General features: G+C 71.2%; 7 protein-coding genes. All 7 read right to left on the bottom strand.

The genetic code is table 11. The annotated features are described in order from the left end of the window. Window positions 1-22 precede the first annotated feature (22 nt). The 7 genes from ACFUN8_RS15805 to ACFUN8_RS15775 all read right to left on the bottom strand — a co-directional run bounded on the left by ACFUN8_RS15805 (window position 23) and on the right by ACFUN8_RS15775 (window position 15,376). The gene (locus ACFUN8_RS15805) at window positions 23-1,597 is read right to left on the bottom strand and encodes an MFS transporter (RefSeq protein ID WP_383636779.1); all 1,575 of its coding nucleotides are present in this window, start codon (window positions 1,595-1,597) and stop codon (window positions 23-25) included. Window positions 1,598-1,634: 37 nt separating this feature from the next. Continuing rightward, window positions 1,635-2,456, bottom strand: a complete 822-nt coding sequence (locus tag ACFUN8_RS15800) for a thioesterase II family protein (protein WP_383636776.1) — start codon at window positions 2,454-2,456, stop codon at window positions 1,635-1,637. Beyond that, window positions 2,453-3,640: a class II histone deacetylase gene (locus tag ACFUN8_RS15795; protein ID WP_383636773.1), complete on the bottom strand. Its 1,188-nt coding sequence runs from the start codon at window positions 3,638-3,640 to the stop codon at window positions 2,453-2,455. The genes ACFUN8_RS15800 and ACFUN8_RS15795 overlap by 4 nt, the downstream gene beginning before the upstream one ends. Next, complete coding sequence (locus tag ACFUN8_RS15790; RefSeq protein WP_383636770.1) at window positions 3,637-3,945, bottom strand: hypothetical protein; 309 nt, start codon at window positions 3,943-3,945, stop codon at window positions 3,637-3,639. The genes ACFUN8_RS15795 and ACFUN8_RS15790 overlap by 4 nt, the downstream gene beginning before the upstream one ends. Window positions 3,946-4,108: 163 nt before the next feature. Further along, window positions 4,109-8,140: an aminotransferase class I/II-fold pyridoxal phosphate-dependent enzyme gene (locus ACFUN8_RS15785; protein WP_383636767.1), complete on the bottom strand. Its 4,032-nt coding sequence runs from the start codon at window positions 8,138-8,140 to the stop codon at window positions 4,109-4,111. After that, complete coding sequence (locus ACFUN8_RS15780) at window positions 8,137-9,258, bottom strand: DNA alkylation repair protein (protein ID WP_383636764.1); 1,122 nt, start codon at window positions 9,256-9,258, stop codon at window positions 8,137-8,139. The genes ACFUN8_RS15785 and ACFUN8_RS15780 overlap by 4 nt, the downstream gene beginning before the upstream one ends. Continuing rightward, complete coding sequence (locus ACFUN8_RS15775; RefSeq protein ID WP_383636761.1) at window positions 9,251-15,376, bottom strand: beta-ketoacyl synthase N-terminal-like domain-containing protein; 6,126 nt, start codon at window positions 15,374-15,376, stop codon at window positions 9,251-9,253. Before ACFUN8_RS15775 ends, ACFUN8_RS15780 begins: the two co-directional genes overlap by 8 nt. Window positions 15,377-15,383: the final 7 nt, after the last annotated feature.

Below are 15,383 nucleotides of genomic sequence, written 5' to 3'. Positions count from 1 at the left end.
CCGGACGGACAGCGCGCGGGGGCTAGCCCTCCACGTTGACGGCGGGAACGGCGCCCTCGACCGAACCGTCGGTACCGGCGGAGTCCTCGCCCCCTCCGGTGGCCGGGATCTTGATGACCACCGCAACCAGCACGGCGGAGGCGAGCGCGACGAACGCCCCGATGCCACCGATGACGTTCATGCCGTCGGTGAACGCCTCCCGTGCGGAGCCGAGCAGGACGGTCGCCACGTCCGACGACAGACCCTGCGCCGTCTCGACCGCGCCGGCGAGCGTCTCGTCGGCGCCCGCGGCCACCCCCGCGGGGACGTCCACCCCGCTGCGGTACACCGCCGCGCCGAGGCTGCCGAGCAGGGCGACGCCGAGCGCCATGCCGAGTTCGGTGCTGGTCTCCGAGAGGGCCGCGGCGGATCCGGCCTGCTCGGGCTTGGCCGCTCCGACGACGATGTCCGTGCCCAGGGCGATGAGCGGGCCGCCACCGGCGTAGACGAAGGCGAAACCCGTCACCACCTGAGCGATGCCGGACGAACTGTCGGCCATGCTCAGCATCACATGCCCGACGGCCGACACGGCGAGCCCGATGGCGACGACGTACGCCGGACGGATTCTGCTGGCCGCCATCGGGGACACCACGGCCGTCACGATGAGCGCGAAGGCCGCCGGCAGCAGATACAGACCGGCCTTCATCGGAGACAGTCCGCCGACGAGCTGCAGGAACTGAGTCACCATCAGATACGTGCCGCCGGCCACCAGCATGCTGAGCAGCAGCGTCACCAGGGCCGTGAGGAAGGTACGGCTGCGGAAGAGGTCGAGGTCGAGCAGCGGGCTCTCCAGCGTGCGCTGTCGACGGACGAACAGCACGCCGACGACCAGGCCGACGACGATCGCCGCGAGCGGGATCCCGCCGACCCCGTCGTTGGCGAACTCCTTCAGGCCGTAGATCACCGGGAGGATCGTGGCGAGCGACAGGGCCACGCTGGTCAGGTCGAGCCGGCCGGCGTCCTCGTCGCGGTACTCCGGCAGCAGGACCGGGCCCGCCACCAGCAGAAGTCCCATGATGGGCACGCCGAGCAGGAAGACCGAGCCCCACCAGAAGTACTCCAGCATGGCGCCGCCGACGACCGGGCCGAGCGCGATGCCCACGGAGAACATGGTGACCCAGACGGCGATCGCCACACCGCGCTCCCGCGCGTCGCGGAACATGTTGATGATCAGGGCGAGCGTCGAGGGCATCAGCGTGGCCCCGGCGATGCCCATCGCGGCGCGCGCCGCTATCAGCGTGGCCGGACCGTCGGCGAAGACGGCGGCCAGCGACGCCACACCGAACGCGGCGGCGCCGATCAGCAGCAGCTTCCGGCGGCCGATCCGGTCGCCGAGGGTGCCCATGGCCACCAGGAAGCCGGCGATGAGGAAGCCGTAGATGTCGATGATCCACAGCATCTGGGCGGCGGAGGGGTTCAGGCCCTCGCTGATGTGCGGTACGGCCAGGTGCAGCACGCTCACATCGATGGACAACAGCAAGGTGGGCAGCGCCAGTACGGCCAGGCCCAACCACTCACGAGGTCCGGCCTGCGAAGTGGTGTCGGCGGTGGTACTCACATGTTTCCTTTCGGGGATGGTGCACATCGGTGCCCGATCACGGTCGTCGGGCGAGGGGGTGTGGCAGGAACGGCTCCGACCGGTGGAGGTCGGGGCCGGGGACCAGGCGGGCGGCGACGGTCGCCGCGTTGGCGGGGGTGTAGAGGTAGAAGTGACCGCCCGTGAACGTCTGACGGCTGAAGTCACCCGACGTCTCCAGCGACCACAGGTACATCCGCTCGTCGATGACGACCGGGTCGTCCACCGCGCCGAGCGCCAGGATGGGGACGCGGATACCGAACGGCGGCCGCCGGTAGGTCTCCATCGCCTCCAGATCGGCCCGGATCGCCCGGAGCGACGACTGGACCAGGTCCGTACGGTCCACCAGCCCGGGAGACATCCCGCCGATGTCCGTCAGATGCTCCAGCAGCTCCGCGTCGCTCCTGAGATGCGAGAACGGCGGCTCGCTGGGGAAGCACGGCGGCTGACGAGCGGACACCGCCAGCAGGGTGGGGGGCAGACCGTGGCGCTCCATCGCCCGGGTCAGCTCGTATCCGAGCACGCTGCCGAAGCTGTGCCCGACGACCGCGTACGGCAAGGGCTCCAGCTCCAGCAGACCCCGGACGAGGGCGTCGACCAGCGGCTCGACGCGCGTCACCAGAGGCTCGTTGATGCGCGTGCCCCGGCCGGGCAACTGGGCGACGACGCACTCCACGTCCTCGGGCAGCACCTGCCACCAGGAGCGGAACGCGGACGGCCATCCACCGGCGTGCGGCAGTGCCACCACCCGGAACCGGGCGCGCGGTCGTACCGCCGGGCCGGCGCCGTTGCCGCCCGCCGGACGCGCGCCGCTCCCCACCCTCATCCACCAGCCGCTCATAGCGGCACCCTGGTCCCGGGCGCGGGCCGCTCGGCCACGCCGGACCGGCCGGGGGGTGGCGAGAGGGGCGGGCGGCCCGGGGCCGCCAGCAACGGGTGATGGCTCTCCAAGTGGGCGATCACCCGCTCCTGGTGGCGTTGGAGGCGCTGTCCCGGAAGGTGTTCGAGCGAGTGCAGGAACGGGTCCTGAGGGGCCGGCAGACCGGCGATCGCCGTGGCCGTGCCCAGCACCAGCATCGGCTGGTACCACGCCGAATACCCGCCCTCGTGGGCGAAGACGATCCTGCCTCCCGTCAGTTCGTCCGCGAGCCGGCACATCGTCGACGTCATCGAGTGGAAGGTACGGCTGGTGCAGAGCATCCGGCCCATCGGATCGTGGCCGCTCGCGTCGACGCCCGCCGCCACCAGGATCAGATCGGGGCCGAAGGCGCGCGCCGCCGGTTCCACGATCCGGTCCATCACCGCGAGGTAGGCGCCGTGGCCCGAGCCGGCGGGCAGCGGCACATTGAGGGTGCTGCCCGCCCCCGCGCCCGCGCCGGTCTCCAGGACGAGACCGGACGCCGCGGGGAACAGCCCTTCCTGGTGCACCGAGATGTACAGCACGTCGGGGTCCTCGTAGAAGGTCCGCTGGATGCCGTTGCCGTGGTGCACGTCCCAGTCCAGGATCAGCACGCGGCGCGCCCCCCGGCGCTGCGCCGCGCGGGCGGCCACCGCCAGGTTGTTGTAGAGGCACAGCGCCATCGCCCGGTCCGGCTCCGCGTGATGGCCGGGCGGCCGCACCAGGCAGTAGGCCCGGTCGAAGCGGCCGTCCAGGACACCGGTGGCGGCCTGCGCGCAGGCCCCGACGGCGAGCCTCGCGGCCTGCGCGCTGTGGTAGTTGACGTAGGCGTACACACCGGCATCGCCCGCGCCGGCCGCCGAGGCCGCCTCGACCCGCTCGATGTGTTCGGGGACATGCACGAGGAGCAGGTCCTCGTCGGAGGCCGGCGTCGGGGTGAGGCCGGTGAACCGGTCCATCACCCCGAACGCCTTGACCAGCCCCTCGGCACGCCGGAGGTCCGGGTCGACCGCGAACTCGCGCAGCGGCTCGACACCCGGTCCCACCGGCACGTACCCCGATCCGGGACCGGGGTCGTGCCAGAAGCAGATCTCGTGGCTGTACCACGCGAGACGGGAGGTGTTCACCAGCCGGACAGACCCAGCGAGGCCCGGCTGATCCCGGCGACCTTCTCGATGTACTGGAGGTAGTACTCGCGCTCCTCGTCCGGCGTGCGCTTGGTACGCAGCGTCGTACTCAGGAGACCCAGCACCTCCTCGGCCTCGGTCGGCGTCAGCCGCCGGTCACCGACCTCCTTCTCGAACGCGCGTATCCGCGCGGTCGGTGCCAGCACGCCGGACGCGTACTCGTTCTGATCGGTGGCGTGGTTCCGGGTCGAGGCGATGGTCTTCAGAATCGCTCCGAAGAACGCCGTGGTGTCGATGTCGGTCATGGTCGGTACCCTCCTGGTTGCCAAGCGGTGGAAGGCGTACGGTGTCCGTTCCCGCGGACCGCTCTGTTCCTGTGAACCACTGTGTTCCTGTGAACCGCTCTGTTCCGGTGGAGCCCTCTGTCGGAGCGGTGCCCGGTGGTGGTGTCGGAGTCGGTGTCGGTGCTCAGCGGATCAGGCCGCAGGCGCGGCCGGCTTTTTCGAGCGTCACGACGGCCGCGTCGAGATCGGCGTCGGAGTGGCTGAGGTTGACGATGGTCCGCAGCCGGGGCAGCGTCCGGGGCACGGCCGGGTAGACGATCGGCTGTACGAAGAGCCCGTCCTGCTGGCACAGCCGGGCCATCGCTCCCGCCTGGTCGGCACTGGTGCAGATGATCGGCACCACCGGTGTCTCACTGGCCAGTGTGTCGAAGCCCAGGGCGCGTACCTGCTCGCGGTATCGGGTGGTCCTCGTCCGCAGGTCCCGGGTGAGGGACGGGGCCGCCTCCATCACCTCGATCGCCGCCTTGGCAGCCGCCACCTGGGCGGGAGTCACCGCGGCGGAGAACATCCAGCCCCGCGCGTTGTTCTTCAGCGCGAAGATCAGATCGTTGGACCCGGCGACGTAACCACCCGCGCTCGGCACCGTCTTGGAGAGCGTGCCCATCTTGACGTCGACCCGTGCCGGATCGATACCGAAGTGCTCGGTGATGCCGCGGCCCGTGGCCCCGAGGACACCCAGGCTGTGTGCCTCGTCGACCATCAGCGGAGCGTCGTACCGCTCGCACAGTCCCACGATGCCGGGCAGATCGGCCACGTCGCCGTCCATGCTGAAGACGGCGTCGGTGACCACCAGCCGGCCCGCGTCGCCCGCCTTGCGCAGGGCGCGTTCCAGGTCGGCGAGGTCGTTGTGGGCGTAGGTGATGACCGACGCACCGGACAGGCGGTATCCGTCCAGGATGCTGGCGTGGTTGTAGACGTCGCCGATGACGAAGTCACCGGGGCCGACGAGAGCGCCGACGGTCGCCACGTTCGCCATGTAGCCGCTGGAGAAGACGATGGCGTCCTCGGTGCCGAGGAAGCGGGCGAGCGCCAACTCCAGTTCCCGGTGCAGATGCAGAGTGCCCGCCAGCAGCCGTACCCCGTGCGCGCCGGTCCCGTGCCGCTCCACCGCGCGCAGGGTCTGGTCCTCGATGTAGTCGTGCCCGATCAGTCCGAGATAGCTGTAGGAGGCGAAGTTGAGGAACCAGCGGCCGTCGAACTTGATCCGGGGACCCGTCGCCTCTTCGATGACGGGCTCGTAGAAGTACTCGTCCTTGGCGACGATCAGGCGGTCCTCCGTCGACAGGGCGTCGATGCGCCGGTCGAGGAACCTGCCGTGCGGGGCGTCGGCCAGCCGGCCCGGCAGGGTCCGCCGCGGAAGGCGAGTAGCGGCAGCCTGGGCGGGAGCCGGGGTCGGGGCTGGGGCCGGAACCGGGGCCGGGCTCGGGGCGGAGGGCGCGGCACGGGGCGGCGACACCGGCGGGGGGACTGGCAGGGGCACCATGACGGGCGCGGCATCGACGGGCGCGTTGTCGACGGGCAACGTATCCCTGAAGCGGTCCCAGTCCGGGACGAAGGAGTCGGCGGTGCCCGGCGCCGTGGCGGCCGGCGGCTGCCACGGCGGTGGTGGCGGCGACGGGATGTGCGACGCACGAGCCGGAGGTGTCGCGGGCGACTGCGGTACGGGCAGGGGCGCGGGGACGGGCGCGGGCGCCGGGACGGCGGCGGGGGCCGCGGCCGGGGCGGTGCGCGGCAGCGATTCGAGGTGGGCGAGCAGCCCGCCGACGTTGGTGCGCTCGAAGAACACCATGGGGTCGAGGTCCAGCCCGTCGGCGTTCAGCGACGCCGCCAGCTCGACGGCCATCATCGAGTCGAGGCCCAGCTCCAGCAGGTCGTCCTCGGCGGACACTCCGTCGAGATGCAGGACGCTCGTGAGCGCGTGGGTGAGTGACGGCCACAGCCCGGATTCCGGTGTGACAGCGGTCATGGGTACATCCTTCGCTTCAGTGGCGGCGGACAGGACGTAGTGCGCGGGGGGCCGGCCGAGGGCCATGCGGAGCAGGTCGATGCCGTCGTCCCCGGTGAGGGCCGGGATGCCGTGCGCGGCGGCCTTCGGGGCGATGGACTCTCCCATCCCGACGGTCCACAGGCCCCAGCCGAGGCTGTACCAGGCGCGGCCTTCGGCGCGTTGGCGGGCGGCGTAGCCCTCCAGATAGGCGTTGGCCGCGGCGTAGGCGCTCTGGCCGAGGTTCGCCCGTACGGCAGCGACCGAGGAGAACAAGGCGACGAAACCCGGCTGTTCGTGACCGGACATCAGGTCGGTGAGCGCGTGTACGCCGCCGACCTTGGGTCCGAGGACGGTGTCCACCTGCTCGGGCGTCAGGCTGCGCGCCAGTCCGTCACGCAGGACTCCGGCGGCGTGGAACACCCCGTCGTACCGTGCTGCGCCGGCCAGTTCCTCGCGAAGTGAGCGGACGTCCGCCGCGACGACCGTCAGGTCGCAGCGCGCTCCGAGCCGATCGAGGCGTTCCCGGGCCGGGCCCTGCTTCGGCGCGGTTCGCCCGACCAGGGTCAGATGGGCGCAGCCCTCGTCCGCGAGGAACTCCGCGACGCGCAGGCCGATGCCGCCCATCCCTCCGGTGATCAGGAAGCGGCCACCGGCGTATCGCACCGGGGTGGTGGTGCTCGTGTGCTGCGGCCGTACTGAGGGCTCGTACCAGACGTCGTCGCGCAGGGCGAGTTCCGGCGACCGGTCCTGGCCGAGCGCCTCTCGGAGGACGGCGGCACCACCGTCGTCGGGGCCGGTCGCGCTCTCGGGGCCAAGATCGACCAGGCGGATCCTGGTACGGGGGTGCTCGACGCGCAGCGTGCGGCCGAGGCCCCACAGGGCGGTCATGAACGGGTCGACGACGTCCGCCGCCGCCACCTGGTGCGCGGCGGAGGTGACGATCAGCAGGTCGGACATCGGCGGGCGCGCCGCGAGTCGGCGGACCAGTGTGAAGACACCTTGCAGAGCGTCCGTCACCTGCGCCTCGCCGCGCAGCCCGCGCGGTGCCACGTACACGACGTCTCGGAAAGCGGCGTCGGCCGGCAGTGTGTCGAGGCCCCCGTCGGACAACTGCGCCGGCGTCAGGTGTATGTCGTGCCGGTCTCCCGGTGGACGGAGGTCGTGCTCGGACACGATCAGCACGGGAGCTTCGGGTGCTTCGGGTACTTCTGGGGCTTCGGGCTTCTGGGGCCCTTGGGCTGCTTCGGTCGCTTCGAGGGCGGTCGGGTGTACGGGAGTGGCGTCGGCCTTCCGCCAGACGACGGTCTCGATCAACGCGGCTCTCGGCAGCCGCTGTTCGGCGGACGCCGCAGGCGCACCGGACGCCTTGGGGACTCTGGGTACGTCGGGCTTGGCCGCCTTGAGGGTGATGCGGTCCAACTCCAGCAGGACCTCCCCCTGTTGGTTGCAGACCGTGGCCCGCCCCCGTACGACACCCCCCTTGCCTCCGGTGTCGCCCGGCTCGTCCCGCTCGACCAGGGCGATCACCGTGCCGGAGATCCTGCGGCGGGCCACCAGCCGGCCGACGTACCAGGGCAGGCACGCCCCGGCCGCACCCGCGTCGAGCATCCCGAGCGCCTGGAAGACGCTGTCGAGCAGTGCCGACGGTACGAAGGGAGGAGCCGACGCCGCGTTCGCGTCGTCCCCGGCCCGGAGCATCAGCAGCATCCGGTCCGGGCCCCGGTGCGCCGACCGGATCACCTGGTACGCCGGCCCGTACGCGATCCCGCTCGCCTCGCGCCACGCGGTCACGTCCGACAGCGGCACCTGCTCCGAGCACCCGGCCCGCAGGGCGGCCATGTCGACATAGCGCGGCGGCGGCAGTTGGCTGCCGGACACCCGGGCGGTGCTGTGCACGACCGGTACGCCGTCCTCGGGCCGCACGGAACGGACCGCGCAGTCGCCGTCCTCGCCCGTCCGGATCTCGATCTCCGCCTCGGAACCCGCGACCAGCAGCGGCACCCGGAAGGCGACCTGCTCAAGGGTCCACCAGCAGTCCGGGCGGCGGGCGTCGCCGGCGGACAGCATGGCGTCGATCTGCGCGGCGGCGGGTAAGACCGGGATGCCGCCGATCCGGTGGTGGGAGACCAGCGGATCGGCAGCGCTGAGGACGGACCTGACGCCGGTCATGTGAGTAGGCCGAATCTCTCGGTGGCCTGGACGAGGCCGTTCACCTGGATGTCGACGGTGTGCTCACCCGCGTAGTACTTACGGGTCTGCACCTCCTTGATCGAGTGGGTCTTCTCCAGTGACCGCCGCTCACCCGGGCCCAGTTCGAGGGTGGTCAGCTTGAAGACCTTCGGGATGCTGCGCCCGTTCTTGCGCACGTGGTGCACCACATAGTCGATCGCGATGCTGTGCACCCGGTCGTCGGTGTTCTCGATGTCGAAGCTGATGACGAGGGTGTCCCCGATGGTCACCGTCTGGGGGGTGATGCTCAGCCGGGGTACGCGGACGTGCTCGCCGCCCGTGGCCCCGAGGATAGCGAGTGCCTGCTGATCGCCCTTCTTCACCAGGGTCCGCAGCCCGTGCTTGACGATCCAGTTGGTCTCGGGGGTGGGACTCTCCGCCAGCCACCGCAGAGCCGTGGCGAGCGCGAGATCGGGGGCGTCCTTGGAGATGTCGTTGAGGTTGTTGGCGACGGACTTGCGGACGTATTCCGACGGGTCGCTGCGCAGTGGTTCGAGGATTTCCAGAACCGGCCGGGGGTCCTTGACGAACACGGTCAGGGTCCGGGCCCAGGGCAGTCGGGAGCGGACGCCTTCGGTCGCCAGGCGCCGCACATTGTGGCTCGGGCTCTGTGCCCACCGGGCGACGCGCTCCATCGTCGGCGCGTAGTGCTGTTCGACGTAGGGGCGGATCGCGTACTCGCCGGTGTGCCGCTTGGTGATCTCCTCGATGGCGTCCAGCGACAGGTCGGGGTGGTCGAGGCCGTACTCCTCGACGAATCGCGCGACCGGCATGAGGAACCAACTGGTGTTGAACATGCCCTCCCCTTCGGCGAGTTCGTCGCCGAGGACGGTGAGGAGGATCGGTACGGCGCGGGTGTAGTCGGCGGGCAGGCGGGTGCGCAGGCCCTCGGCCAGGACGAGGACGCGGTCCTTCAGTTCTCTGTCGGGGATGCGCGACTCGACCTCGGCCGCGTAGCCCTCCACGTCGAACTCGGGGTGGACGGCCCGGATCCTGTCGCCGATCAGGCGTGCCGCGTCGCCGTTGAAGTGTCGCTTGAGTCCGTATTCGCTAGCCATGGTTCAGGTGCCTCTTCGTCTCGTTCGTGTGGTTCGACTCGTGCTGGTGGTTCGACGCGGTCTCGGGCGGGCCGGAGGAGATCCAGAACCGCTGTCGGTTGAAGGGGTAGGTGGGGACGGCGGTGGCGCGCCGGCCCGTGCCCTGGTGCAGCCCGGCCCAATTGAGGTCGGCGGAGGTCTGGTTGACGTACGCGGCGACCGCGGCGTGCAGTTGGGCCTGGTCGATGCGGTCGCGGCGCAGAGTGCTGAGCCAGACGGGCTGTGTCTCGCCCCATGACGCGCGGGCGAGCGAGGTGAGTTGGGGGTGGGAGCCGATCTCCCACACCGATCCCGCGCCGATCTCACTCAGCGCGGTTACGGCCTGGCTGAAACGGACGGGCTCGCGGATGGCGCGGCCCCAGTACTCGGGGTCGGTGGCCGTCTCGGCGGAATGCCAACCACCGGCCACCGTCGAAGCGAAGCCGATCACCGGAGCTGCCAGTCTCCTTTCGGTGATCGCCTGGACGAAGGGGGCGACGGCGCCCCGCATCGAGGCCGAGTGGAAGGCATGACTGACCGTCAACTGCTGGGTCCGCAGACCGGAATCCTGACAGAAACCCGATACAGCGTCCGCCGGACCCGTGATCGTGACCGATCGACGCGCGTTGAACGCCGCGACCTCCACCCCCGGATACGCGGCAACCGCAGCCAGAACAGCCTCCGACTCCACATGCACCACCGCCATCGCACCCTCACCCGGCTGCGACTCCATCAACCGCCCACGCACCGCCGTCAACTCCAGCAGATCCCCCAGATCCAGCACACCCGCCACCCACGCCGCCGTCAGCTCACCCAGACTGTGTCCCACCACCACATCCGGACGCACCCCCACCGACTCCAGCCACCGCACCAACGCCACCTGCACACTCACAATCGCCGGCTGCGCACACTCCGTACGATCCAGCCGGCCCACAGACCCCTCACCGAACAACAACTCCAACAACGGCACATCCACATGCCCGGCCAACAACCCCGCACACTCGTCCAACGCCGCCCGAAACACCGGCTCCACCTCATACAACCCACGGCCCATACCCACATACTGCGAACCCTGCCCCGTAAACATGAAGGCGGTCGGAGCAGTAGTGCCGCCGCGTCGGGACGCGGGGATCCGGCCCGCGGCGACATCCCGCAGACCCGCTGCCAGTTCACGGGCGTCGCCACCGTGCACGACGGCACGCAGGCGGTGGGCGGCACGGCCGGTGTTGGCGGTGTAGGCGAAGTCGCTGAGCTGGTCGTCGGGTGTGTCGGTCAAGGCTTCGGCGTAGGTGCCGGCGAGGGTGCGGAGCGCGGTCTCGTCGGCGGCGCTGACCCGTACGACATGCGAGTCCCGAGGCGGTGTCTGCGGTGTCTGCGGTCTCGGATGTGCGGGAGGTTCTTCGACGATCACATGGGCGTTGACGCCACCCATACCGAACGCACTCACCGCCGCACGCCGTGGCACCCCGTTCCGGGGCCACTCCACCGCACGGTCAGCCAGATAGAACGGCGTCTCCTCGAACCGGATGTGATCATTCGGCCGCACCACATGCAACGACGGCGGAACCATCTCATGCTCCATCGCCAGGAGGACCTTCACCAGTCCGGCCAGCCCGGCGGCCGGCTCCAGATGACCCACATTCCCCTTCAACGAACCGATCGCACAGAACTGCGACCTGTCCGTCACCCCACGCCACGCGCGCGTCAGACCCTCGATTTCGATCGGGTCACCCAGACTCGTCCCCGTCCCATGAGCCTCCACCAACCCGATCGACTCGACCGGTACACCCGCGTCCCGGAGCGCGGCGGAGATGACTGCCGCTTGGGCCCGGGGGCTGGGTGCGGAGTAGCGGGTGGTGCGTCCGCCGTGGTTGACGGCGGCTCCCTTGATGACACCCCGGATCCGGTCGCCGTCGCGCCGGGCATCGTCGTACCGCCGCAGCACCACGGCCACGGCACCCTCCCCCGGGACGAACCCGTCCGCGGTGCTGTCGAACGCACGGCTGCGGTGCCGGGGCGACAGTGCCCTCAGGTCCCCCATCGACCGGAAGTACTCCGGGCTGATACCGGCGTGCACGGCCCCGATGACCGCCGTGTCGATGTCACCGGTGCGCAGGTGCTGAAGTGCCGAGTGGATGGCGACCAGAGACGACGAGCAGAGGGTGTTGACGAGTCCGCTCGGGCCGTGCCAGTCCATCAGGTAGGACAACCGGTTCGCGATCATCGCCTCAAGTCCGAGGCCACGTCCGTCGGGTACGCCGTGACGTACCCGCTCCTCGTGGTAGTGATCGTGGCTGTACGCGATCCACAGGCCGGTCTTGCCGCCGTCGGCCCGGCCGCCGATCCGGCCGCCGTCCTCCAGTGACTCCCAGATCGTCTCGTACACGATCCTCGCCTGCGGGTCGATCAGGGGAGCTTCGCGGGCCGAGATCCGGAAGGGGGCAGGGTCGAACTGGTCCACGCTGTCGAGGAACGAAGCGTACGGGGCCGGCCCGGCCGCCTTGTCCCAGCGGCCCTCGGGCAGCGGGCGGACTGTGTCCCGGCCTTCGGTGAGCAGTTCGGCGAAGGCGGTCAGGTTGCCCGCGGTGGGCAGTCTGACCGCCGCTCCCACGACTGCGATGTCGCGCGGTCGTGACGCCGGGGCGGTCTCGGGGAGCGCGGCCGGGGGCTCGGGTTCGGGGCTTCGTGACGTGACGGTTGTCCGCGTCACGGGCGCGGGCACTTCCGGTGCGGGCACTCCCGGTGCGGCCGGGGCGGCCAGCGTGTCGATGAGTTGCGGCGCCTCGTCGACCAGGAAGTCGGCGAACTGGCGGGGCGTCGGATACTCGAAGAAGACCGTCGGGTAGAGGGACAGGCCGTGCTCCTGGGAGATGCGCTCGCTCAGCGCCACCAGGCCCACCGAGTCGAACCCGGCGGACAGGAACTCCGTATCGCTGTGCTCGTCGGAGGTGCCGGTCAATGCCAGGAACCAGCTGAGCGCCCGTGCGGAAGGGGAGGCGGCGGGGGCGGCAGGACGAGGTGACGCCGGCGCGGTTGGCGCCGGCGCGACCGGCACCACCGGTGCGACCGACAGCACCGGAACCACCGGCGCGGGCGTCTCCCCCGGCGCGGGCGTCTCCCCCGTGCTGAACGCCTGGACGGGAACCCGCTTGGACGCCATGTCACCGAACACCAGCAGCGGCGTGCCCGCCTCGTCGGTCACGGTCTGGGTGACCCGGCAGGCTTCGTCGTTCCAGAAGGCGATCTCCGTACGTACGAAGGCGGCGTCCGCCAGCGGCCCCAGGACATCCAGTCGGCCCACCGAGAGCGGGATGAACGCGGACGCGTCCGCCGCGCCGAACACCGGGTTGGCCGGGTCGATCGCCGCGACCGTGACGCTGTCCAGGAGTCCGGGGAACAGCTCCACGCCGGGTGGGTTCAGCTCCCGCTGCCGGGCGCCTTCGATACGGGCGAGGGTGCCGCCGTCCGGCAGGCTCGCCACCCAGGAGATGTTCCGGTAGTAGCGGCCGTGGTGGTAGCCGATCCGCCGCAGCCACCGGTAGAGGCCCGAGCCCGCGTGTACGGCGGAGCCGGCGCAGTCGGCCAGCAGGGCGGCCAGGGGAACCGGCAGCGGCGGCTCGGGCGGTGGCGCGGTGGCGAGCCGGCCGGTGACGAAGAGTTCCCCGCTCTCGGGGTCCTCCACCCTGAACCGGTTCTCCGCGTCGACCCGGCCGATGACCCGGTGGGCCCCGGACGGGATGAGCGGGCGGTGGAAGAGGATGTCCCGCGCCCCGTGGAAGGGTTCGCCGCGCAGGGCGGCGCCTTCGCGCAGGAAGTCGAACCACGCCACGCCCGGAAGCATGAGCGTGCGGTACACCGCGTGCTGGGCGATGGGCGCCTCGGCCGGACCGAACACACGGGAGAACGTGTACCCGGCCTTCCCCTCGTCCGACACCAGCTCGGCGGGTGCTCCGGGTTCGGCCGAACGCTGGGGCTCGGCCAAGTTCAGCGCGGGCCCGCGAAGTTGGGCGGAGGGCAGCAGGCGCTTGCTCCACCGCACTCCCGTGGACCGCTGGAACGCCGCCCAGTCGATCTCCTGGCCCTCCTGGAAGAGTTCGGCGGCGAGCGCGGCGAGTGCCGACGTGACGTCCCATTCGTCGCGGGCTTCGGCGAGGCGTGCGCCGATGTCGTGGCTGCCGGGGGCGGCGTGCCCCTGGGTGGCGCGCGCGAGTTCGTTGTCGCCGCGCAGGACGTCGGCCAGCGCCTGCTCCAGCGGGACGCGTCCTCGTACGAAGTCCCCGACCGCCCCCCAGCCCGGGGGCAGGTCGACCACTCCCTCCGGAAGTCCCAGGTCACGCAGCGCGACGGCGAGGGCGACCCCGGAGACAATCCGCAGCAACTCACCGTTGAACGTGGCCAGTTGGGTGCCGGTGGCCGCCTCGAACTGGCCGACGACCTCGTGGACGGCTGGCGCCGAGCGGTCGAGCGCGGTCAGCCAGGCGGGCGGGGCCTCGGCCGCTTCGGGGCATATGGAGACGGTGGTGCGGATCTCCTGGACGGCGTCGGCCCGCAGCAGCCAGGTGCGCAGCGCGGCGGCCAGTTGATCCGCGTCCGCGCCGACGACGGCCAGTCGCTCGGTACGGTGCGGCCTGGCCAGGCGGGCCGTGGCGCACACGTCGCCGATCTCACGAGGCCCCGTCGGCACGGTCGGCAGGAACTCCAGCCATTGGGCGGCCAGTTCGCGCAGCGCGTACGGGGTGTCGGCGGAGAGCGGCAGTACATGGACGGCCGGTGCGGACGGCCCGCCGGGGGCGCCGTCCACCGGGGGCGCGGCCTCGGCCACCACATGGGCGTTGGTGCCGCCGAAGCCGAATCCGCTCACGGCGGCCCGGCGCACCGGAGCGTCCGGCCAGGGGAGGTGCGTCTCGGGCAGGTGGAAGGGGCTGCCCGCGAGGTTGAGGCGCGGGTTGGGTGACTCCACGGCCACGGCCGGGACGGTTCCTTCGCGCATCGCGACGATGATCTTCGCGAGTCCGGCGAGCCCCGACGCCGAGTGGAGGTGGCCGATCCGGCGCTTGATGGAACCGAGCGCGACGGAGTTCCTGGCGACGCCGTGCCCGGCGAACACCTCGGTGAGCGCCCGTACTTCGATCGGATCGCCGATGGCGGTACCGGTGCCGTGTGCCTCGACGTACTGGACGGTCGCCGGGTCGATGGTCTGGTACGCCTTGCCCAGCAGGTCGATCTGGGCTTCCAGGTTCGGTGTGGTGACGCCCATGGTGCGGCCGTCGTTGTTGACCGCGACCCCGCTGATGGCTCCGAGGATCACGTCGCCGTCGGCCAGCGCCGCCGGCATCGGCTTCAGCACCAGGGCGGCGGCTCCCTCCCCGGGCACATAGCCGTTGGCCCTGCTGTCGAAGGTCTGGCACAGCCCGTCCGGGGAGAGGGCCCCGGTGCGGGAGAGGAGTACGAACGTCAGCGGGTCGATCAGCAGGTCGACCGCGCCGACCAGGGCCAGCTCGGAGGTTCCGGCCGCGAGGCTCTGGCAGGCGAGCCAGACCGCCGACAGGGAGGACGAGCAGGCGGTGTCGACCACCAGACTCGGGCCCGCCAGATCGAAACGGTCGGACAGCCAGGCCGCCATGAAGTTCTGCGACCGCCCCCACAGGGCGGCCGGCCCGGGTATGCCCACGGGGCCGGCCGGGCCGGGCGGAACAGTGCCCCGGCCCTGGTCGAAGCCGTACGCGTTCATGCGCGCGGCGATGAACACGGCGGCGTCGAGGCGACGGCGTACCCCCAGATACCCGGAGTCCTCCAGGGCCCGCGCGCCGACCTCCAGCATCACGCGCTGCTGGGGGTCCAGGAGCACGGCGTCCTCGGCGGTCATGCCGAACGCCTCGTGGTCGAAGGAGAACGGGTCCACCAGGAAGCCGCCTCGGTGGTGCGTGCCCTGGTGGGGGCCCTCGCCCCGGTACAACTCGCGGGCCCACCGGCTCGGCGGGACCTCACCGACCTCGACCCCGTCGCGGCCCAGCAGGGCCGTCAGGTCGACGGCGTCCTCGGCGCCCGGGAGCCGTACCGCGAGGCCGATCACGGCGATGCGGGTGTCGAGCTCGCTCACAGCGGTC

Source organism: Streptomyces sp. NPDC057307 (assembly GCF_042667665.1).
Taxonomy (GTDB): Bacteria; Actinomycetota; Actinomycetes; order Streptomycetales; family Streptomycetaceae; genus Streptomyces.
The sequence above is the reverse complement of the archived record's forward strand: the minus strand, read 5'-3'. Positions and strand labels throughout refer to the sequence as shown.

Excerpts from the sequence above, each read along its gene's own strand:
- ACFUN8_RS15800 (WP_383636776.1), bottom strand. The coding sequence starts at position 2,456 with ATGAGCGGCTGGTGGATGAGGGTGGGGAGCGGCGCGCGTCCGGCGGGC.
- ACFUN8_RS15790 (WP_383636770.1), bottom strand. The coding sequence starts at position 3,945 with ATGACCGACATCGACACCACGGCGTTCTTCGGAGCGATTCTGAAGACC.
- ACFUN8_RS15785 (WP_383636767.1), bottom strand. The coding sequence starts at position 8,140 with ATGACCGGCGTCAGGTCCGTCCTCAGCGCTGCCGATCCGCTGGTCTCC.
- ACFUN8_RS15780 (WP_383636764.1), bottom strand. The coding sequence starts at position 9,258 with ATGGCTAGCGAATACGGACTCAAGCGACACTTCAACGGCGACGCGGCA.